A 20458-nucleotide genomic window follows, 5' to 3' on the forward strand; every position below is an offset into this window, starting at 1 on the left:
CGCCGATGGCTCTCACCTTCACGGACCTCGTCGAGGCCGACCTCGGCAAGCTCGCGAACGCCGTCTCGGACTGGAAGAAGGCCGTCGACGGCCTGAAGAAGTCGGCGGAGAACGCTCGCACCGGGATGCAGGGCAAGTCGGACTCCGCGCGGTGGGCCGGCGTCAACGCCGCGGTGACGAGGGAGTTCGTGGCCAAGACGGCCAAGGAGATATCCGACCTCCACACCGAGGCCAACAGCATCTACCAGGTCCTCGACGACGGACACACCGAACTCGACTCCCTGCAGCAGCAGATGAAGACCGCCGTCCACGACGACGCACCGGCCCTCGGCATCCGGGTCGAGGACATCGGCGGCGGAAGGGTCCGCTGCTTCTTCCCGCACGTGCGCGGCGACACCGACGAGCGCACCCAGGACGAGCTGGACAAGCGGCAGGAGCTGGAGGACCGGATCAACCGGATCCTCGCCCACGCCGCCGAGATCGACGCCTCGGTCGCCCGCGCACTGGCCAAGAGCCATGGCGGCGACCCGTTCGACGCGGGCCACGCCAAGTACGAGTCCCTCAACGACGCCGAGGCCGAGCGCGCCGTCGAACTGGCCCGCAAGGGCGACAAGATGTCCGACGCGGAGCTACGCGAACTCAACGAGCTCCTGCGCTTCAACTCGGCCGAGGAGGCCGGGGAGTTCGCCACCGAGTTCTACCAGGGACTCGGCGGGCCGGAGAAGACCCTCCAGTTCTACGCCGCGATGTCGATCGACGGCACCGACGGCGACGCGACCAAGACCCGGCTCGACGCGGTACGGGACCTGCAGAAGGTCATGGGCTACACGCTCGCCAACGCCACGGACCCCGACCACAAGTACCACCTGCCCGACGACTGGGGCGCACAGTTCCGGCGCCTTGGCACCCAGCGGATCGGCTGGCAACCGGGCCAGTGGAACAAGCCGTACGGCTACCAGGTGCTCGGCGGCCTCCTCCGCTACGGCGACTACGACCCCCGGTTCATCAACCCCATCGCGGAGCACATCACCCAGCTCCACAAGAAGGACCCGTACTTCTTCCTGTCCAATAAGCCTGCGGGCAGCCCGGACACATACGGTTTCAACCCTTCCGGCAAGCTCGGTTCGGGCAACGACCCTTTGAACAGCGTCCTGGAGGCGCTCGGCCACAGTCCCGAAGCCGCGGAGAAGTTCTTCACCGGAACGCCGACTGCGTACAACGAAGACGGGACGGCGAAGAAGGGCGGTGACCCCGGCTTCACCTCGTACCTCGACCTCTTCACCGACAAGGACTTCGAGTGGACGGTCGATACGAACGCGGCGAACGTCCTGGCCGACGAGGACAAGACCAAGGCGGCCCTGACCTTCGGCCCTGAGGCACTCGGCCACGCACTGGAGGCGGCGACCACCGGCCGACCGTACGACGGCGACGCCTCCGCCGCTGCAGTTCAGCACACCGACGCGCAAGCGCATCTCGTGAGCGACATCGTCAACAAGTTCGGAGGCGACCCGGAACTCATCCGGCACAACGAGAACGGGGATCTGGACGGAGAGGAGACAGGTCCGCTGTACGGGCTGCGTGGAAGCCTCGGCGACATCACCGCCGAGTACATGGGCGACTTCCAGCGAGCCATGTACGACGAGGACCCCAGCAGCGATCTCTTCCCGTCGTTCGGCGCCGCAGCCGACCTCGACGCGAACAACGTCACCCGCTTCCTGGGTGAGGTGGGGCAGGACCCCGACGCCTATGCCGCCATCACCACCGCACAGCAGACGTACACGACCGACGTCGTGGACCACGTCATCAACGACCCCACCCACTCGACGGCATCGCTGGACGGGCGTGTGGGTGCGGCCGTCGCCCCCGGTTCGGCGATCGCCGGCATTATGAGCGACGCCCGGGCTCATGCGATCTACCAGTACCACACTGCTTCCGACACGGAATTCAACGAGGCTGCGGCCGAGAAGCAGAAGTGGGTGAACCGCATCCTGGGCATGGGTCTGGAGAAGGTCGGTGAGCGCGTCCCCATCGCCGGTGCCCCTCTCGAATGGGCCTCGGAGGACATCCAGGAATCCATCATGAAGAGCATCGAGCAGGACACTTCGACCGAGGCTGAGGCGCAGGCCGGCTCGGACTACAGCAGCGGTCGTGCGGCAGCTCTGGACTCCGCCCGGTCCGCCGTCGATCATGCTCTGCTGAACAACAACACCATCGACCCCGACACCGCCGACGATCTCAGAAGAGCCGCGCGCACATCGGCGGCTCTCAGCCACTCCGACGGCGCGCAGTGGAAATCGGAGAGTAGCAAGCATTGAGATCCTCGTCGCATGTCAGATTCGGCATCCTGCTCCTCGTCGCTGCGGTGACGGTGGTCGGCTGTTCTTCGGAGACGCACGGGCAGGACTTCACCGTTCCGAAGGCCCTCTGCGGGGTATCCGTACCGGCCGGTGCGCTGGCACAGCTCCTGCCTCAATCAGGTGAGCGGCTCACTGTGGAGCGTCGTGGAAGCCTCGACGACGGCTCCGCCCTGTGCGGTGTCAAGGTCGACGAGGACACGGTGCTGCAAGTGAGCGGAGAACGTATCAACGCCGGTGAGTCGGCGCGGCACATCCTGCGCAGCCGCCTTCTGGTCCAGGAACAGAAGTCCGCGAACGGCAACTCGATCGCCTATGTCGATCATGCGGCCGTGTCCGTGATCCAGTGCCGTGGCGCCGATGTCGAGGAGGAGGACGTCAGCACCTTCGTCAAGGTGCTGAAGCCCGCTCGCCCGAATGAGTCGGCGATGAAGGAGCTGATCCAGGGATACACGGCATCGCTGAAGAAGCAGCAAGTGTGCAAGCGGGCCTCTTGAACAGCGACCACGGCGGCCGGGTGGGAGGTCCGGGAGGTCCGGAAAATGGGGCAGCCGGTTCGGACCCTGGTCGGCTGCGGCGGCCGTCGGAGTGCTCGCCGTGGCCTGTGTGGTGGCGTGGCAGTTGTGGCCGTCCGAGGATTCCGACGTCGCGGTGCCGGCGCGCGTCTGCGACGAGGCCCTTCCCGGAGCAGATGTCGCGGCCCTGCTGCCGGAAAAGGGCAAGCAGTTCACGCAGTGGCACACCGGTGTCCTCAACCCGGAGCATCCGTACGCCCGGAAGGCGCCCGGCACCTGCAAGGTGTACGGCGGCGGCGAGGCCGTGAGGATCGAGCACAGCCTGTACGCCAAGGCGGACTACACCATGGAGGACGTGGCCCGCGACGCGAGTGCGCCGGGCGCCACCCGGATCACGCTCGGGGAGGCCGAGGGTTTCCACAAGGGGGACACCACCTCCCTCTTCGCCGACTGCTCCGCCGGGCAGGACAAGGCCGTGGTGGAGGTCGACATCACGTACCGGAAGACCTCCGACCCGGCGGTGATCCAGAAGATGGCCTCGCTCGCCGCCGACACCCTGCGGCTGGAGGCCCGGAAACTGTGGGACTGCGCCGGCGCGGACAGCCTGCCGGCCGGGACGCCGCGGGTCGGCTGAGCGGGGATGTCGGAAGGCGGCGAAGGTTGAAGTCCTCCTGGTGCGTCGCGCGTGGCATGTTGCTGCTCTGCGTCGCCGCGGTCACGGTCGTGGGATGTACTGCACAGGAGCCGGACCACCGGTTCATCGTGCCGAAGGCCCTCTGCGGAGTGACCGTTCCGACCGATGCGCTCTCTCAACTCCTGCCTGCCTCCGGCGAACGGCTCACTGTGGAGCACACCGGAAGTCTCGACGACGGTTCAGCGGTATGCGGTGTCGAAGTCGACGAAGCCACGGTGCTGCAGGTGAGCGGCGAACGCATCGACCCCGGCGACTCGGCGCGGCACATCCTGCGAAGCCGGCTCATGATGCAGCCGGAGAAGTCCGCGCAGGACGGTTCCATCGCGTATGCCGAGAGCGCCGCCGTGTCGCTGATCAAGTGCCGCGGTGCGCACGCCGAGGAGGACATCAGCACCCTGATCAAGGTGCTGGAGCCCGGTCGCCCGGACGAGCCGGCGATGAAGGACCTGATTCTGGGCTACACGGCTTCACTGAAGGGACAGCGACCGTGCGAGCCTTCCGAAGGCTGACCATGGCGGCTGGGTGGAGCGGTGTTTCCTGGGCCGCAGGACCGTGGCATCGATGCGCAGCCGCCCGTCACATCTCGTAGATCTGGCTTTCCGCTGAGTTATGTCGTTGACTCTGTCAACGACTTTGTTACGCGCTACCGGCGGAGACAGTGCGCCTGGCGCGGGCCCTGGCCGATGGTGGGAACGCCGGCGAGGTGGTGAACGCCCGAGCGGAACGTTTCACCGACTCCGTCCGTCGGGCTGGATCGGACCAGGCCACCTCCCCGCGCATCGTCCGGGCCGTCCGGCACTTCGCGGGCAACGTGACACCCGGCGCCACCGTCTTCGACCCAGCCTGCGGTATCGGCACTCTGCTGCTCGCGGTCGGACCCCCAGATTCGGAGGCAGGGCGAAGCCGTCGCCCGAGTAGGTAAGCCGGACCGACTTGTTCCGGTACTCCAGCAGGAAGTACAGCTCCCCGAAGACCTTCGCCAGGTTGGCCCGATTGATCTCGTCAATGATCAGGAAGTGCGGGATATGCCGGTTGCCCTCACGAGAGGCGAGGTCGGCCAGCTCGCGCAGTGGCCCGGCGGTGAGCCGGAAGGCGACCTCCCGGGTCTGCGGGTCCTCCTGGGGCCGGAATCCCTCGAAGAAGTCCTGGTAGGCGTATGAGGGATGGAACTGCACCAGCTTGACCTGCTCGGGACCGCCGCCGAGGAACTCGGCGAGCTTCAGGGCGAGATAGGTCTTGCCGGTGCCGGGCGGCCCGTAGAACACCGGCTGCCGTTCGTCCCAGAGCAGATCACGGTCCTCACGCAGCCAGTCCGCGTCGTGCACGAGGAGCTCGGTGGCCAGCTCGTCCGTCGGCTCGGGCAGTTCGAGCTCGCGGCGGGCGGCCACCACCTGTATCTCCTCGGTGGGGTCGCGGTCCATGGCCTCGACTTCCTCGGCCAGTTCCTGGTCACTGATGCCGAGCCCGTCCACCAGGGCATGGACGGAGGACAGGTCGACCACGTCGTGCTGGACCGAGAGCTTCTGCTGCAGTTCCTCCGGCAGTTCGTCGTACGGCTAGCCGTACGGCTGCCATTCCACCGGTCGCTGCAGATTGGAACGCCGGCCATCGGGCTCGTTCTGCTCTGCCCCACCGGTGATCTCGCCGAAGTACAGTCGGCCACCGGAGATGGTGCAGACTGTGTCACCGGGCTTCATCCGGGACAGGAACGCGTGGACCTCTTCCGCCAGTTGCTGCTTCTGGCTGTACGTGGCGGTGGATTCGTAGTCCTCCTGGATCAGAATGCGCAGCTGATCCTTGCTGATGCCCTGCTCCACACCTTGGCGCAGCCGCGAGGCAGCGAGAGTGACGCGTCCCTCGGGTAGCCACATCCGCTGTACGAGGTCGAGCCCGCTCACGTTCGAACCGCGAACCAGCCAGGGGCGGTGCAGCCTCTCGGTCAGGAGTGGGGGAGCCTGGACGCCTGGCCCTACGTCAGCATCGACGAGGACGACCGGACGGGCGAGACCTCCGACGGGGAGACCCTCCGGATCAGCCTCGAAAAGCGCCGCAAGTTCAAGAAACTCCTTGTCTACGTGTACATCTACGAGGGCGCGGCCGACTTCCGCAAGCTCGGAGGTGTCGTCACCGTGAGCGCACCGAGCGGCATCTGGCGCATCCACCTCGACGACTCCCCGGCCGGTGCCACGGCGTGTGCCATCGCGCTGCTGACCCCGGGGCAGGACACACTCGAACTCCGACGCGAGGTCCGCTGGTTCACCGCGCAACCGTGGCTGTCGAACCAGCAGCTGATCGACCAGGCATACGGCTTCGGGATCGAGTGGGTCCCGGGCAGCAAGCCGCCGTTGTGAGCCGGTGCCGGCCCGACGTGGGTTCTGGCCGAGCGGCCGCAGCAGCCACCTCACGGCAGCGCGGCGCGTATCCACGCGCTCGCCTGCTCCGGTGGGGCGTGTGTGTCGATGCCGAGCACGTGGATCACGCCCAGGCCGCGTTGAGGGCTCCCGATCCGTAGGGTGCGGCGGACGAACTCGCCCGGCTGGGGATGGACGATGACCGCGCTCGGCGCGTCGGCGGGGGTGTAGCCCGCGCTGTAGGTCAGGAGCTGGTGAATGTCGCCCGCGCTCACGCCGTGGCGGTCGTAGCGCTTGTACTTGGCGTCGATGGGCAGCAGGGCGTGCTGGTCCGTGCCGGGGGCGGGCAGGCTGAGCAGAAGGTCGGGGCGGAACGTCGAGGTGCTGCCGAGGTCGCCGCGGACGGTGATGCCGGTCCCTCCGTTACTGGGGACCGGGCGGCCTCCGCGCGGCACTGCTGCCTCGGTGGCGAGCCGCCGGACGACGGCTTCCCAGAGCGCGGGCATGGCCAGTAGGAGGCCGCCTGCCGTGGTGCCGTCGTCGGTTAGCAGGTCGGTCACGCCTCCGCCGCGCAACAGCAGGCGGGCCCACGTGTGGGCGGGCCGGTAGCGGGCGTTGAGGCGCGTGTACTGAGTGCGTTCGAGTGCGCGCAATGCGGCGGCCGGCGTGCCGGGACGCGGGAACGCGTCGGCCGCGTCATGCAAACCGCGGGCGAGTCTGGAGTCGGTCGTCAGACTGAGCGCGGCCTTCAATGCCGTTCCCAGGGTGCGATTGTCCCATATGTCCGCCTCTCTGTCGAAGGTACGGACATGCAATTGATCCAGTTGCCCGAAGCGGCGGGTGACCTGCGCGGCGACGTCCAGGCGCCCGCGCAGCACCGGTTCAAGGCTCTGACGAGGGACGTAGTCCCTACGTAGCCCCTCCCGCAGAAGCATCTCGCACTCCTCCAGCAGCGCGGCGGCCACGAGGTCGGCATAGCCGTCAGGGGAGGTGGACCAGCGCCTGGCCGCCGCCGGGACAGCGGTGTGGAGCGCGTAGGCGAGCCAGGCCATGAGCTGCTCGCCCGGGATCGCGAACTTCGGTCTGATGACCAGCCGCACGCGGTCCAAGGTCAGTACGCCGACTGTGGCCTCGGCCTTGAGCCGCCACCCCGCGCGGGCCGTTGTCAGGGTCAGACAGCCGCGTGCCTGCAGGGCATACAGCCGATCGAGGTCGTGAGCGGTGAGCTGGTCTGGACCCAGCTCGGCTGACTCGTACTCGCCGAGCCGGACCTCGGGGCGGCGGTCAGGCATCAGGGCCCGTCGTGTCGCTCGTGAATTCGGTGGCCAGCGCGTCGGCGAGGTCCTGGGGGGACATGAGCACGGGCCGTCCGGTGTCCTGGTCGACCAGGCCGCCGAGGATGCGGTGCAGCAGGTCGGCGCGGCCGAGGCAGTAGTCCTCCAGGAGCGGCACCACCTCGTGGTGAAAGGCGGCGGCCAGATCCTCCTCGGTGGCGATCGGCTCCCCGTCGCGCATCAGGTAGGCGTGCCCTATCTGGTGATCGGAGTCGAGGTGGTGAGCGATACGGCCGTTGAGGGACTCGAAGAAGGCCGCCAGGTCGAGCGGGCCGACGGTTCCCGACACGGCGTCCGGGTCGGGACCCACGGGCAGGAAGGCGAAGCGGCGGCGCACCGCGGCGTCCAGGTGGCTGATGCTCCGGTCCGCCGTGTTCATCGTGCCGATGATGCGGACGTTCGGCGGCACGGAGAAGCTGCGCTTGCTGACCGGCAGGTCGACGGGCAGGTTCCGCTTGTCGAGTTCGAGGAGAGTGATCAGTTCACCGAAGATCCTCGGCAGGTCGCCGCGGTTGATCTCGTCGATGATCAGGAGGAAGTCCTGGTCGGGATTGCCGGCGGCTCGGCTGCAGAGCGTGTGGAACAAGCCGTCCGTGAGGCCGAGGGTGAGCCCGGAGCCCTTGGCGTCAAGGTCCGGTTTGAAGCCCTCAACGAAGTCCTCGTACCCGTACGACGGGTGGAACGTGACCAGCCTGATCCGGTCGCCGCTCAGCACCTCGGCCTGCGCCTGCGTACGTCGCTCCGGTTGCGAGCCGTCGAGTACGTCGCCGTGGCCGGCCAGAGCGAGGGCGGCGCCGAGGGCGAGCCGTGTCTTGCCGGTGCCGGGCGGCCCGTGCAGGATGACCTGTCCTTTGCGCTTGAGGGCGTCCAGGACTGTCTGCACGTCCTCGGGGAGGGCCACGGAAGCGGCTGACTCCGCGGGGTTCCTGTTCGACATCGAGTCAGGCCGGTGGCCGATTATCCTCGCGAACAGAGCGGGATCGACTTTGGCGAAGGTGGAACGCCACTGCTGAGGCTCGGGCAGCCTTTGCGCGTGGGAGACGTCCCAGTTGACGGGAACGACGTGCTGGAACTCTTTGCGTCCCGAGTCCTCGAAGCGGTAACTGCCGCTGACCGTGCCCGTGGCCAAGACTTCGTCCACTCCTCTGTTGGCCACGATACGGTCGCCCTCTTCCAGATCACGGAAGGCCAGCAGCCGACGGGCGAGGGTCAAACTGCCCCCACGCTTGCCGGGCCAGTGTGTGTCCAGCGCCTGCTTCAGATCCGTGTCGCTCTGGTAAAGGGCGAGGTCCCCGAGCTCATCCCAACCGACGCAGATGAACCCGCCTTCCCGGCACTCGTTCCACAGCCTGCCCCGCTCGCCCGGTGCGATCTTCCAAATGGTGCGCTGGTGCGGTCTGGGGTCGAACCGTTCGTAAAGGAAGTGCATCACCTCCTGTCCCGTCCAGCCCTCGAACTCCTCGCGTGACCGGACGAGTTCCAACAGACGCCGATTGCTTTGCCAGGCCGGTGCGTCACCCAGGGCGGAACCGCCCAACCGGACGATGAATCGGCGTAGGTGCTCACCTGCATTGATGGGCAGAAAGTGCTCAGGGAAGTAGGTCGCCAGCGACTTCGTCACCAAGGCCGGACCAAAGCGCAGCGCGCCGAGGTCGTCCAGCGCCTCGAAATCGCCCGCCCCTACAGCATCGAAAGCCTGTACGAACTGTGCCCGCAATTCCCTCCAGGCGTCCTGAGGGTCCATGCCACGCAAAGAAGCTGCCAGGCGCCACTCGCCCGAGTTATGGCGGTACATGATGTGCTTCGCGGCGCTGCCGCCCTTGATGCTGCCGAGGTTCGGAGTGAGGAACTCGAGCAGCCGGCAGTACGTCGGTTCCGACCCGCTGGGCGAGGACTGCCCGAGGGCGTAGCGCTCGAGCGGCAGCGTCTTCCATTCCTCCAGCGGGAACTGGGACAGCACCCGCCTGCGCTCCTCCTCAGCGGCCGATTCCACCTTCGCGACAGCTGCCCGGTCGAACTGCTTTGCCGCCGTACGCACATCCACCCCATCTGCCATGCCGCCATGATGCCGGAAGGCCGAGAACTCGCCACCCGATGTCGGTACGCGGATGCTTCCGGAACCCGACGCGCGACCTCGGCCGTGTCGTGGGCCGGGCCTCGGTCGCCAGTCCGGTTCGGGTCCTGGAGGAGCCGGTCGTCTTCGGTGAGCGCAGCTTCACGGAAGGATGCCGGCTGGGGCCTGACCCGGTTCCGCGAAGGGCTCGTGCTGCGTGACCTCGTACCGCGCCTGTCGGTGTTCCCCGACCCGGCGACGTGGAGCGTGCGCATGCGGCGGGCTTCACTGACTCTGCCGCCGGGTGACGCCGAGTTGCTGCGTACGGAACTGGAGCCGTTCCTGTCGCCGTACGAGGAGGCGGCCGAGAGCTACCGCTGGGAGCCGGTGACCGGCTGAGGCGCCACACCCGCCGCGGGGGCCGCGGGTCACTCGGCTCCGGCGGCCGCCAGGTGCTCGCGCATCAGGGCAGCGATGTCCGTGGTGTCTCCCGTCGCCGGCAGACGCCACGGCATCTCGTCGCCGTTCTCCATCACGAAGCTGCTCATGAAACGCACGCTGGCAGGTGAGGGGACGTATGAGTCCCGGAGCCACACGGCGAAGGCGGCCGCTTCGTCGGGCGTCGCCTCGATGACGCTGATGTAGGCGTAGTCGACGGTCGGCATCGCTGACGTACCGGTGAGGTGGACGTCCGGGGCTACCTCGATCTCGAAGTCCAGGACCGGGAAGTCGCGCAGGCCGGAGGTGTTCGCCTCCAGGAAGGCGCCCGGGAAATCCCGTTCCAGCGCATCACGGAAGGTTTCCAGGCTCGCCTGCCAGGCCGCTGGGTTGTCCGCGGGCGGAGCGAAGACGAAGTTCGACCGCTGGTTGTACTCGGTTGTCACAGAAGTCCTTCGCTCTCAGGGTACGTACCGCGCGGAACCGCTGACACCGTTCATGGCGATCATCGATTCCCAGTAGACGGCGCTGTCCTTGCCGTTGGTCACGATCTCAAGTCCACGGATCTCCGAGTTGGCGGGATTGGCCATCGCGCTCTTGTACCGCCGCAGCTCCCGCTCGTCACCGCCGTACATCCCGTCGATCAGCGGGTCGAACCTGAGTCTCCCCTTGTCGTCCACCTTCACCGGCTTGGCCAGGGTCTCATTGACCCGCTCGATGCTGCGAAAGCTGCGCTTCTTGCAGTTCGGGTCGTGCACGTGCTTGGCCTCGACCAGGTACCCGTCGACCGGACGTATGCCGTCCACCATGAGACCACGCTGACGTCCTGCGAGGGGAACCTCACGCTCCGGGTATCCCGCCACGCGCAGCTGGTAGGCGTTGTTCGGGTTCGCGGCTCCACCGCCTCCGGCGAAGCCGCCCGTGTTGAGCGAGTTGAGCCAGGTCCGGAAGCGTTGCTGCTCGGCAGGTGTGAGCAGACGGGTGGTGCCGGGCTCCGGGGCGATGGGGTCCTGTGCGGGTATGGACGGATCCACCCTGCTCGCCATCGGCACGAGTCCGGGTACCTGTCCGCGGAACGAGGCGAGGGAGACCGGTAGCGGCACACCGCCCGGCACCGGCACCGGCAGGAGAGGGGGGAACGGCAGCCCGGGTGGGTCGTACGAGCCCTGGGGGAGTTTGACCCGGCGCTCGGACTCGTCGAGGGCGTGGGCGACGTTGCCGAGGCGGTGGATCCACACGTCGCCGAGTACGGCGTCCAGCAGTCCGCCGTCGTCGCCGTTGCCGCCGAACATCGGCTGGTCCCAGGGCATGTCGACATGGAACGGGTCCGTCCGGTCCTGGATGATCTTCCGCTTGGCCGCCTCGACGTGGTCGGCGTACTGGTCGCAGGCCTTGGCGAGCTGTGTGCAGGCGGCCACGAGGTTGGCCACCAGGGTCTCGTCCTGCTGGGCCTGGTCCGGGGGTTCGGCGAAACCGACGAAGCCGGCGAAGTAGCGGCGGAACGCGTCCGCGGCCTCCCCGGAGTGCGCCTTGTCCGCGGTGTGGGCGTAGGCCTGCGCATCGTGCATGAAGCGCAGCATCATCTTGCCGCCCGCCCGCCAGGAGCCGGCCACGTCACGCAGCTTCTCCGGCGAACCACGGAAGCGGTCGCTCATACCGGCGGGCGCGTACTGGTCGTACCAGGCGGTGTCGCCGACGACCTCCGGAAGTTCCTGCCCGAGGCCCAGGAAGCTCTCCGTGCAGTCCGCACCGGGATCGCCCATGCCTGCTGTCAGGTCGACCTGCTTCTCCAGGATGGCCGAGGCGATGTGGCTCTCGCGTGCCATGAACTCGCGGACGTTCCGCATCAGCCCCTTGCCGGTCTCACCCATCACGTAGGCGCTGAAGCCCATTTTGTCGAGCGTGGTGGCCGCCGCCGACTTGTACACCTTCGCGAAAGCCCGCCCCGCGTCGTCGTCCCCCGCCATGCCGTGCTGACGGTCCAGCTCGTGAAAGAGCGCGATGGCGGTGTCACGGGTGCCGACCATGACTGTGCCCACCATGCCCATGGACGCCTTGATCATGCCCTCGGCGATGACCTTCAGGTCCGGTGGCAGCCCCACACGAATCTCCTCACGTCTAATGGCCCCGCGACACAGGCCAGTTGAACGTCTTTTCTACCGCACAGATATTCGCAGGGCTCAGCGGCACCACGGAGGGGCCCTACTTCAGTCCGGGGCCCCGGGGACCGTGGTCAGTTCCGCCCAGACAGTCTTGGCACCGGGCGGACACGGCGCCGTGCCCCAGCGGTCGGCCAGAGCGGTCACCATGAGCAGGCCACGACCCGACTCCGCGTCCGGGGGTGCGGTGGGGTCTGCGGTGGGGGAGGGGAGGCGGTCACCTCGCGCGTCCGTCACGGCGATCCGCAGTAGGCCGGCCGTCGGGTTGAGATGGAGTGTCATGCGGAAGTCGCGGCCTTGGACGCGGCCGTGCAGTGCCGCGTTGGCGGCCAGTTCGGCGACGATCTGCTCCGCGCGCTCGGCCACGGATGGGGGGATCTGCCAGGTCTGGAACTCCGCGGCAGCGAGCAGGCGGGCGAGCCGTGCGCCGCGGCGGGTGGACGACAGTTGCTGCGCGAACGTCCGGGCTGTGGTGGGGGAGTGGGGCGTGCTCACGTTCATGGGGACATGGGACGGCGTGCGCCAGGAGCGAGGCCCGTACGTTGAGTCAGCGTACGGACACGTTCGGTGGACGGTACGAATCGGGTCTGGCCACTCTGGGTGTTGTCGATCAGGGGGAACTGACGCGTGTGCACCTGGAGGTGGGCCTCACATGACGACCGACAACCTCGACTCGGCGGCCGGCGTGGAGGACGAGCGGGAGCCGGACCCGTCGGACAGTCTGCGCACGTTCGGGGCGGTGGTCCAGGCGTTGCGCGAGCACGTGGGGCTGAGCAGGGTGGAGTTCGGGGAGATGGTTCGCTTCTCGAAGCACACGGTGGAGTCGGTGGAGTTAGGACGGCGGATGCCGGACGCGTCGTTCGTGGAGCGGGCTGAGGAGGCGCTGGGTAACACGGGGGCGTTGCGGCACTCGGCCAGGTTCCTGACTCGGGGGGAGGCGGGGCTGGCGGCTTGGTTTCGGCGGTGGGCTCGGCTGGAACGGCGGGCGGTGAGCCTGGCCTGCTGGTGCGGATCAGAGGAGCTTTATGAACATTTCCGAACTCAACTGGTTCAAGTCCAGCTACAGCAGCGCACAGGGTGATGACTGCGTGGAAGTGGCCGTCACCGAACAGGGCGTCCACGTACGTGACTCCAAGGATGCGATGTGCACCCCCTTCGCCGTGAGTCGGGACGGCTGGTCGCGCTTCCTGGACTTCCTCGCGGGGTGCTGAAGGCGACGCGCCACGGTGGTAGCCCGTAGGCGCATGCCACCGTGACGCGTGAACCGGCTTGTCGCAGTTGAGGGTGTAGTCCGGCTGTGCCCCTGGCTGACGATCAGCGCTCACTCAGCCTTCCTCGCCGCGCTCCTCCTCGCCTCCGCGCCGACGGCGCACTCGCTCGGCGATCTCGCTGGAGAGTTTGCCTTGACTGAGTTAGCACGGTCGAGGGTCTCGTTGCTGAGGCTTCTGGCGGCATCGACGCTCTTTGATCCTGTCTCGAGCGCCTTGTCCTTCACCACCGCGGCCGCGTCCACCCATCGTCTTGCCAGTTCTCTCTGCTCAGCAGTCTGGAGAAGAGAGCCCCTCGGCTGAAGCCGCAGTTGTACACGTCCCAAGCCGTCAATGGCCGCTATCGCACCCTGGATCTCGCCCGCCCGGGCATCGTCCTGGTCCACCGTGCGAGTGCGAAGGGGCTGGGATTCGACACCGTCGTCATTCCTGACACGCACACCGACGCCGCCACCGACCCCACGTCGTCCGCGCTGCGCATGACGTACTACGTCCTGGCCACCCGGGCCCGGCGCGAACTGCACTTCGCATACGAGGGGGGAACGGAGCCGCCTCTGCTGGCCCAGGTGACGCCGGGGGTGTTGATGCGAGGCTGAATCCCGAGCCTTGTCCACCGGTCGTGACGCAGGTCAGGGCCACGGGTGGTGAGAAGTCGTCGTCCGTGTGGCGTCGACCGCTCCGCCCCCCGCCTACTCCGGCGGCGTAGGCGTCTCCGCTGTCCGGTACATCGCCTGGACGTCCAGTTCCAGTTGTACGGTCGGGCCGACCACCGCGATGCCGCGGGCCAGCATGGAGCGCCAGTTGAGGGTGAAGTCCTCGCGGTGCAACTCCGCCTTCGCCAGGGCCGCGCAGCGGAGTTCCTGTTCGTAGCCGCCGTTCACCGTGCCGAGGTAGGTCGTGTCCAGGCCCACGGAGCGGCTGGTGCCGTGCATGGTGAGGGTGCCGTTCAGGGTCCAGCGGGAGCCGCCGCGGTAGACGAAGCGGTTGCTGGTGAAGTCGATGTACGGGTAGCGCTCGACGTCGAGGAAGTCGGCGGAACGCAGGTGGTTGTCGCGGGTCCTGTTGCCCGTGGCGATGCTGGAGGCGTCGATGCGTACCGAGACCTGGGAGTCGGTCACGTCCGGGGTGACGCGGATGCCGCCGGTGAAGCGGGTGAAGCGGCCGTGGACGTGGGCCATCCCGACGTGCTTGGCGATGAACCGGATCGCGGTGTGCGGCGGGTCGAACAACCAGGTCCCGGCCGGGGGAAGGTCGAGCTGGCGGGCCGGCAGGAGCGCGACGCGAGCCGGGGGGAGCACGGCGCCGGCGGCTATGTCGACGTTGCTGCGGGCCGGGGTGAGGCCTTCCGCCGAAGTCATCACGCTGTACGCGCCGGGCGGCAGTGCCGCCATGAACAGGCCGTACGGGTCCGTGGTGCCACGCGCGACCACGCGGTGGCTGTCCAGCGCGGTCACCGTGATCTCGGCACCGGGCATCGGCTGCCCCATGGGATCGACGACCTCGCAGCCGTACGCGCCCGCACCGGCCGGCAGGGGCACCGGCATGCCCGGCGCGGCATCGGAAGCGTCGCGGGAACGCCGACGCCGGAGCAGTCCGAGGGCCATGCTGTTCACCTTTCCTCGCACGTGTCACGACCGCAGGGCCCGTGCCTGAGCCGGCGTCCCGCGGTCGCCGAGACGCACCTGTGGCTGGTTGCAGGCGCGACGAAGTCAACTGTTCAACGATCATAGGCAGACGGCGTGAGGTCGTTCGCCGCCGAGGTCGGTGCACGGAATGGTCGTCTGGTGTGCCGGATCTCCGGTAAAACGCCGTGATCACGGGCCGTACGGTCGCTGCCGGCTTCTTTCGCTTTGCATCGGTGCTGTGGTGAACACCACCCGGAACGGGACAGTGTTCACGTGCGGTTCGCCGTTCCCTCACGAGGCCCACACGCCCGTCGGGTCTCCGGCGGCCGTGTCGCCGGCCGTCCGCCGGCTCAACCGGATTTCGATGCCGTACGTACCTCCCGGCGTGGAAGGATCGCTCACCGTGAGCGCTACGGAGATTCACCCAGTCATGTCTGCCATGTCCGCGAACCGCTTCGTCCTGCGCCGGGCCGGAGCCGTCGTCGCCCTCAGCGGGCTCGCTGTTCTCGCCGCGGCCGGTGTCGCCTCCGCGCATGTCACCGTCCACCCGGAGACTTACGCCAAGGGGGCCACGGACGGCGTGCTGACCTTCCGGGTGCCCAACGAGGAGGACGCCGCCTTCACCAGCAAGGTGCAGGTCTTCCTGCCGACCGACCATCCTGTCCTCGGAGTTCTCGTTCACCCGCAGGACGGGTGGAAGCCGAAGGTGACCACCACCAAGCTGAGGGCGCCGGTGAAGACCGATGACGGGACCGTCACCGAGGCCGTCTCCCAGATCACCTGGACCGGCGGGAAGATCGGGGCGGGGGAGTACGAGGACTTCGACGTCGCCTTCGGGGAACTGCCGGACAACACCGGGCAGTTGACCTTCAAGACGCTGCAGACCTACTCCGACGGCAAGGTCGCCCGGTGGATCGAGGCGCCCAGTGGTGGTGAGGAGGCGGAGAATCCGGCGCCCACGCTCAAGCTGACGGAAGGCGGAGAAGAAGCTCCGGCCCCCGCGGCGGCGAAGGGCGCGGACACCGGCACCGTGCGGACGGCGGCGGCCGACGGGAGCGACGGTACCGCGCGTGTGCTCGGTGTCGGGGGACTCGTCGTAGGGGTGCTGGGGCTGGCAGCGGCCGTCTTCGCCGTCCTGCGGGGGCGGTCCCCGAGGGCGGGCGCGTAGCCGGGCGCGTATCCGCCTTCGGTCAGCGGCGGATCAGGCCCAGGTCCGTCGCTGTGGCCACGGCGGCCGTGCGGGAGTCGACGCCGAGTTTGGTGTAGGTGCGGGCCAGGTGGGACTTGACGGTGCCTTCGGTGAGGTGCAGCCGTCGGCCGATCGCCTGGTTGGAAAGGCCCTGCGCCACCAGGGTCAGGACCTCCGTCTCGCGCCGGGTCAGGGCGACGGCGGGGGTGCGCAGGCGGTTCATCAGGCGGTCCGCGACGGCCGGGGCCAGCGCGGTCCGTCCGGTGGCGGCCGTGCGTACCGCCGCCGCCAGCTCCTCGGGGTGGGCGTCCTTGAGGAGGTAGCCGGTGGCGCCGGCCTCGATGGCGGGCAGCGTGTCCGCGTCGGAGTCGTAGGTGGTGACGATCAGGACCCGCGGGGCGCCGGGGCGGGCGGTGATGCGGGCCGTGGCCTCGGCCCCGCCCATGCCCCTGCCGAACTGCAGGTCCATCAGGACGACGTCGATGTCGCCCTCGGCGGCGCGGGCGACCGCCTCCTCGGCGGTCGCTGCCTCGGTCATCACGACGATGCCGGGCTCGGTCTCCAGCACGGCGCGGAGTCCCGCCCGTACCACCGGGTGGTCGTCGGCCAGCAGCAGGCGGATGGGGGTGCCGGTTGTGGCGGGGTCGGCGCTGCCGGGCATGGCCGGGCTCGGGTTGTCGGGCACGGCTGCACCGGGTGTGCCGGGGACGGCCGGGTCGGGGCTGTCGGGTGCGGCTGGGCTGGGTGCGCCGGGCATGGCCTGGCCGGGGTCTCGGGGCACGGCGGGCCCGAGGTTGGCGGTGGTGGCCGGGCTTGCGGTGTCGGGCGTTGCCGGGCCGAGCCCGCCGGGCTTGGCCGGGCCGAGGCGGCCGGGCACGGCCGGGCTGGAGTTGCCGGGCACATCCGGGTCCGGGTTGCCCGGTGTGGCTGCGCTGGGGTTGTCGGTCATGAGTGGGCCTCGGGGTCGCCGGCTTCGGGTGCGTGCGCGCTGGGGGTTTCGGACGCGCGCGGGGTCTCGGGCGCCCGTGCGGGCGGAGTCAGGGGGAGCCGGGCGGAGAGGGATGTGCCGCGGCCGGGGGAGGAGCGGATCGTGAGGGTGCCGCCCAGGGCGTCCATGCGGGCGCGCATCGCGGCGAGGCCGAAGCCGCCGTCGTCCGGGTCCGGGGGTGGCGGCAGGGCGGGGTCGAATCCCGCGCCGTCGTCGGTGACGTCCACGGCGACATGGTCGTCGCGGTGGACGAGAGTGACGTCCGCTGTGGTGGCGTCGGCGTGGCGGACGGTGTTGGCCAGCGCGGACTGGGTGACCCGCAGGAGGGCCACCTCGTGCGCGGTGGGCAGGGCGGCCGGGGTGCCGGTGAGGTGGAAGCGGGCGGTGAGGGGGTGGCGGGCGGAGGTCGTGGCGCACAGGCGTTCCAGGGCGCCGGCCAGTGTGGTGCCCTCCAGGGCCGGCGGGGTGAGGGCGGCGACGAAGCGGCGGGCCTCGGCGAGGTTGTCCACGGCCGCCTGACGAGCCTGGTCCACATGGCGGGCGGCGGCCTCGGGCCTGGCGGGCAGGGCGCGCTCGGCGGCGCGCAGCAGGAGCTGGATGCTGGTCAGGCCCTGGGCGAGGGTGTCGTGGATCTCGCGGGCCAGGCGTTCGCGTTCGGCGAGCACCCCGGCGGTGTGCTGGGCCCTGGCCAGGTCGGCGCGGGTGGCGGTCAGTTCCTCGATCAGCCGGCGGCGCCGCTCGCTCTCCCGGTACAGGGCCTGGTACCCCCACACCACCGCCACGGCCACGGCGGCGCCCAGTGCGGGGCCGATCACCATGGCGAGGCTGAAGGCGTGCTGGTGGGCGGCGAAGGCGGTGATCGCGGCGAGCGCGGTGGCCACGACCGCCGCCAGGGCAGTCCGGCGCGGCAGCAGGTGGAGCTGGAGGAAGTACAGGGGGAAGGCCAGCCAGACTCCGTCGGCGGACAGGGCCAGCAGCACCAGCCAGACGGCGCCGAGGCAGGCCAGCCACACCGTCGCCGCCCCGCGTGACCCGCGTACACGGGGGAGCAGCGGGCCGGCCGCGTACACCAGGCCGCAGGCCACGGCGGCGGCCGCGGTCGCCCCGGGGTGCGGCCCGCCGTCGGCCAGCGCCCGCCCGGCGGCCAGCGCGAGCAGGCCGGCGATCAGCAGGTGCAGACACCAGGCCAGGACCCGGCTGGTCGGGGTCAGGGCCCAGACGGCGGCAGGTGGAGGGGTGGGGGGAGAGACGTTCACAGTGCCTCCAGGCTACGGAGGCGGACCCCCGCGGGGCCTCCGTCGAAAGTTACAACCCGGACGCCGTCTTTCCGGCCGGTGAATGCGGTCCCCTGCCAGATGCCCGGCCGGGCCGCCGTGGGCGACGGTGGGGACCTGCCGATCGACCGACCTCGGCTCCCCGTCGTCGGCCCTCAGACACTGTCGGCCCCACCCGTCACCCGTTGATCACCGACGTCGGAACCACCGACGTCGGAACCACCGACGTCGGAACCACCGACGTCGGAACCACCGACGTGGACACCCACCGACGCCGACACCACCGCCGTCGGCACCCACCGACATCGGCACCCACCGATGCGTACACCAGCGACGTCGGCAACGCCCCATGTCGACGCCCACCGAAAGGACAGGCCACCCCGTGTTCGTAGCCTGGAGAGACCTGAGGTTCGCCAAGGGGCGGTTCGCCCTGATGGGGACCGTCATCGTGCTGATCACCCTGCTGGTCGGGCTGCTGTCCGGGCTGACGGCCGGGCTCGGCCGGCAGAACGTCTCCGCGATCACCGGGCTGCCCGCGGACCGGATCGCCTTCCAGGCGCCCACCGGCGGACAGGGCCTGTCCTACTCCGACTCGACCGTCACCGCACGCCAGTGGCGGCAGTGGGCCGAGGCGCCCGGCGTCGAGCGTGCGGAACCGCTGGGCATCACCACGACCAGGGCCACCGCCGGGAACCGCAGCGCCGCGGTCTCCGCGTTCGGCGTGGAGCCCGGCTCCTCGCTCGCCCCGGACGGCCGACGGATCGACGACCGGTCGGCGGTGCTGTCCACAACGGCCGCACGCGAGCTGGGGCTCGCCCGCGGCGGAACGCTCACCCTGGCCGGGCACCGGCTCACCGTCGCCGCCGTCCGGGGCGACGCCTTCTTCAGCCACACCCCGGTGATCTGGACCAGCCTCGACACCTGGCGGCGGACCGCGCCGCCGGCCACGGGCCCGGCCGGCGGCCCCACCGCCACCGTCATCGCCCTGCGCACCACCTCCGGGGCCGACGTCACCGCCACCGACCGGCGGGCGGGCACCAGGACGGTCGCCACCTCGGACTCGTTGCCCGCCATCGGCTCCTACACCTCGGAGAACGGCTCCCTGCAGCTCATGCGCGGTTTCCTGTTCGCCATCTCGGCGCTGGTCATCGGCGCCTTCTTCACCGTGTGGACCATCCAGCGCAGCGGCGACGTCGCCGTGCTCAAAGCGCTCGGCGCCTCCACCGCGAGCCTGCTCGGGGACGCCCTCGGCCAGGCCGTCGTCCTGCTCGTCGGCGGCACCCTGGCCGGGACCGGCCTCGCCGCCGCCGTCGGTGCCCTCGTGGCCGGCTCGGACGTGCCGTTCCTGCTCAGCCCCGGCACGGTGCTCGCACCCGCCGCGGTGATGGTCCTGCTCGGCACCCTCGGCGCCGGCCTGTCGATCCGCCGCATCACCTCCGTCGACCCGCTGACCGCCCTGGGGAGCGCCCGATGAGCCTCGAGTTGACCGACATCACCCTCACCTACGCCGACGGCGAGACCCGGCTGACCGCCCTGGACCGAGTCACGCTCCAGGTCCCCGAAGGCAGTCTCACCGCTGTCGTCGGCCCCTCCGGTTCCGGCAAGTCCAGCCTGCTGGCCGTCGCCGCCACCCTGATCACCCCCGACGCGGGCACCGTCGCCGTCGACGGCACCCCCACCGCCGGCCTCAGCCGGGGCGAACTCGCCGAGCTGCGCCGGCACCGGATCGGCATCGTCTTCCAGCAGCCAAACCTGCTCCCCTCCCTCACCGCCGCCGAACAGCTCCAGGTCATGGCCCGGATGGGCGGCCGCGACGCGGGCCGGGCCCGCGCCCGGGCCCTCGAACTCCTCGACGCGGTGGGCCTGGTGGACCAGGCGCACCGGCGGCCCCACCAGCTCTCCGGCGGCCAGCGCCAGCGCGTCAACATCGCTCGCGCCCTGATGAACGACCCCACCGTCCTGCTGGTCGACGAACCCACCAGCGCCCTCGACCACGAACGCGGCGCCGCCGTCGTCGAGCTGATCGCCCGGCTCACCCGCGAACGGGCCACCGCCACCGTCCTGGTCACCCACGACCGCGCCCACCTGACCGCCGCCGACCGGGTGGCCGAGGTCCACGACGGACGCCTGCGCCGTCCCGCACCGACCGGCTGACGGCGGCGCGGAACGGCGGAGGCGGCGCGGCGCCCGCGGATGGGCGCCCCGGCACCGGGGCG

The 20458-nt window shown here is 69.7% G+C and carries 20 protein-coding genes and 2 pseudogenes; 12 read left to right on the forward strand and 10 right to left on the reverse strand.

Features of this window, described 5'->3' with window-relative positions; translation table 11 throughout:
- The first annotated feature begins 5 nt into the window (after positions 1-5).
- The 4 genes from ACFQ9Z_RS09365 (at position 6) to ACFQ9Z_RS09380 (ending at position 4072) form a co-directional block, all read left to right on the forward strand.
- Complete coding sequence (locus ACFQ9Z_RS09365; RefSeq protein WP_383013349.1) at positions 6-2315, forward strand: hypothetical protein; 2310 nt, start codon at positions 6-8, stop codon at positions 2313-2315.
- Entirely contained in the window at positions 2312-2851 is a 540-nt protein-coding gene (locus ACFQ9Z_RS09370) for a hypothetical protein (protein WP_383013352.1), read from the forward strand. The genes ACFQ9Z_RS09365 and ACFQ9Z_RS09370 overlap by 4 nt, the downstream gene beginning before the upstream one ends.
- Positions 2852-2951: 100 nt before the next feature.
- Positions 2952-3503: a hypothetical protein gene (locus ACFQ9Z_RS09375; RefSeq protein ID WP_383013355.1), complete on the forward strand. Its 552-nt coding sequence runs from the start codon at positions 2952-2954 to the stop codon at positions 3501-3503.
- A 26-nt stretch (positions 3504-3529) separates the two neighbouring features.
- Positions 3530-4072: a hypothetical protein gene (locus tag ACFQ9Z_RS09380; RefSeq protein WP_383013358.1), complete on the forward strand. Its 543-nt coding sequence runs from the start codon at positions 3530-3532 to the stop codon at positions 4070-4072.
- Positions 4073-4438: 366 nt separating this feature from the next.
- On the opposite strand, the pseudogene ACFQ9Z_RS09385 reads toward ACFQ9Z_RS09380, so the two are convergent.
- A pseudogene (locus tag ACFQ9Z_RS09385) lies at positions 4439-5491 on the reverse strand (McrB family protein); the annotation flags it as partial.
- On the opposite strand from ACFQ9Z_RS09385, the gene ACFQ9Z_RS09390 reads away from it, so the two are divergent.
- Positions 5489-5914 carry a tellurium resistance protein gene (locus tag ACFQ9Z_RS09390; protein WP_383014489.1) on the forward strand — a complete coding sequence of 142 codons (426 nt, stop codon included), beginning with the start codon at positions 5489-5491 and terminating at the stop codon, positions 5912-5914. The pseudogene ACFQ9Z_RS09385 and the gene ACFQ9Z_RS09390 overlap by 3 nt on opposite strands.
- 50 nt (positions 5915-5964) lie before the next feature.
- On the opposite strand, the gene ACFQ9Z_RS09395 is transcribed toward ACFQ9Z_RS09390, so the two are convergent.
- Positions 5965-7206, reverse strand: coding sequence for an McrC family protein (locus tag ACFQ9Z_RS09395; RefSeq protein ID WP_383013361.1), 1242 nt, complete (start codon positions 7204-7206; stop codon positions 5965-5967).
- Positions 7199-9304 (reverse strand): AAA family ATPase, encoded by a 2106-nt coding sequence (locus ACFQ9Z_RS09400; RefSeq protein WP_383013364.1) that lies wholly within the window; start codon positions 9302-9304, stop codon positions 7199-7201. The genes ACFQ9Z_RS09395 and ACFQ9Z_RS09400 overlap by 8 nt, the downstream gene beginning before the upstream one ends.
- Before the next feature lie 147 nt (positions 9305-9451).
- Here ACFQ9Z_RS09400 and ACFQ9Z_RS09405 point away from each other — a divergent pair, with 147 nt between their 5' ends.
- The gene (locus ACFQ9Z_RS09405) at positions 9452-9700 is read left to right on the forward strand and encodes a hypothetical protein (RefSeq protein ID WP_383013367.1); all 249 of its coding nucleotides are present in this window, start codon (positions 9452-9454) and stop codon (positions 9698-9700) included.
- A gap of 29 nt (positions 9701-9729) precedes the next feature.
- Here ACFQ9Z_RS09405 and ACFQ9Z_RS09410 read toward each other — a convergent pair whose 3' ends face one another.
- The 3 genes from ACFQ9Z_RS09410 to ACFQ9Z_RS09420 form a co-directional block, all read right to left on the reverse strand.
- Positions 9730-10185, reverse strand: coding sequence for a hypothetical protein (locus ACFQ9Z_RS09410; RefSeq protein ID WP_383013370.1), 456 nt, complete (start codon positions 10183-10185; stop codon positions 9730-9732).
- A gap of 15 nt (positions 10186-10200) precedes the next feature.
- The gene (locus tag ACFQ9Z_RS09415; protein ID WP_383013373.1) at positions 10201-11841 is read right to left on the reverse strand and encodes a restriction endonuclease fold toxin-2 domain-containing protein; all 1641 of its coding nucleotides are present in this window, start codon (positions 11839-11841) and stop codon (positions 10201-10203) included.
- A gap of 105 nt (positions 11842-11946) precedes the next feature.
- Positions 11947-12399 carry an ATP-binding protein gene (locus ACFQ9Z_RS09420; RefSeq protein ID WP_383013376.1) on the reverse strand — a complete coding sequence of 151 codons (453 nt, stop codon included), beginning with the start codon at positions 12397-12399 and terminating at the stop codon, positions 11947-11949.
- A gap of 151 nt (positions 12400-12550) precedes the next feature.
- Here ACFQ9Z_RS09420 and ACFQ9Z_RS09425 point away from each other — a divergent pair.
- Together ACFQ9Z_RS09425 and ACFQ9Z_RS09430 are read left to right on the forward strand one after the other, a co-directional pair.
- A pseudogene (locus ACFQ9Z_RS09425) lies at positions 12551-12904 on the forward strand (multiprotein-bridging factor 1 family protein); the annotation flags it as partial.
- A gap of 19 nt (positions 12905-12923) precedes the next feature.
- On the forward strand, positions 12924-13109 hold the full coding sequence (locus ACFQ9Z_RS09430; protein WP_383013379.1) for a DUF397 domain-containing protein: 186 nt from the start codon (positions 12924-12926) through the stop codon (positions 13107-13109).
- A gap of 110 nt (positions 13110-13219) precedes the next feature.
- Here ACFQ9Z_RS09430 and ACFQ9Z_RS09435 read toward each other — a convergent pair whose 3' ends face one another.
- Positions 13220-13396 (reverse strand): hypothetical protein, encoded by a 177-nt coding sequence (locus ACFQ9Z_RS09435; RefSeq protein WP_383013382.1) that lies wholly within the window; start codon positions 13394-13396, stop codon positions 13220-13222.
- 81 nt (positions 13397-13477) lie between these two features.
- On the opposite strand from ACFQ9Z_RS09435, the gene ACFQ9Z_RS09440 reads away from it, so the two are divergent.
- Positions 13478-13762 (forward strand): hypothetical protein, encoded by a 285-nt coding sequence (locus ACFQ9Z_RS09440; RefSeq protein ID WP_383013385.1) that lies wholly within the window; start codon positions 13478-13480, stop codon positions 13760-13762.
- A 93-nt stretch (positions 13763-13855) separates the two neighbouring features.
- On the opposite strand, the gene ACFQ9Z_RS09445 is transcribed toward ACFQ9Z_RS09440, so the two are convergent.
- Positions 13856-14770, reverse strand: a complete 915-nt coding sequence (locus tag ACFQ9Z_RS09445; protein ID WP_383013388.1) for a YceI family protein — start codon at positions 14768-14770, stop codon at positions 13856-13858.
- A gap of 460 nt (positions 14771-15230) precedes the next feature.
- Between ACFQ9Z_RS09445 and ACFQ9Z_RS09450 the strand changes: the two genes are divergently transcribed.
- Entirely contained in the window at positions 15231-15959 is a 729-nt protein-coding gene (locus ACFQ9Z_RS09450) for a YcnI family protein (protein WP_383014435.1), read from the forward strand.
- A 22-nt stretch (positions 15960-15981) separates the two neighbouring features.
- On the opposite strand, the gene ACFQ9Z_RS09455 is transcribed toward ACFQ9Z_RS09450, so the two are convergent.
- Both ACFQ9Z_RS09455 and ACFQ9Z_RS09460 read right to left on the reverse strand, forming a co-directional pair.
- The gene (locus ACFQ9Z_RS09455; RefSeq protein ID WP_383014438.1) at positions 15982-16641 is read right to left on the reverse strand and encodes a response regulator; all 660 of its coding nucleotides are present in this window, start codon (positions 16639-16641) and stop codon (positions 15982-15984) included.
- Positions 16642-16925: 284 nt separating this feature from the next.
- Positions 16926-18224, reverse strand: a complete 1299-nt coding sequence (locus ACFQ9Z_RS09460) for a sensor histidine kinase (protein WP_383013391.1) — start codon at positions 18222-18224, stop codon at positions 16926-16928.
- A 400-nt stretch (positions 18225-18624) separates the two neighbouring features.
- On the opposite strand from ACFQ9Z_RS09460, the gene ACFQ9Z_RS09465 reads away from it, so the two are divergent.
- Entirely contained in the window at positions 18625-19716 is a 1092-nt protein-coding gene (locus tag ACFQ9Z_RS09465; protein WP_383013395.1) for an ABC transporter permease, read from the forward strand.
- Positions 19713-20396, forward strand: a complete 684-nt coding sequence (locus ACFQ9Z_RS09470) for an ABC transporter ATP-binding protein (protein ID WP_383013398.1) — start codon at positions 19713-19715, stop codon at positions 20394-20396. Before ACFQ9Z_RS09465 ends, ACFQ9Z_RS09470 begins: the two co-directional genes overlap by 4 nt.
- The last annotated feature ends 62 nt before the right edge of the window (positions 20397-20458 follow it).

The sequence above is a fragment of the Streptomyces sp. NPDC056580 genome (assembly GCF_042793175.1).
Lineage (GTDB): Bacteria > Actinomycetota > Actinomycetes > Streptomycetales > Streptomycetaceae > Streptomyces.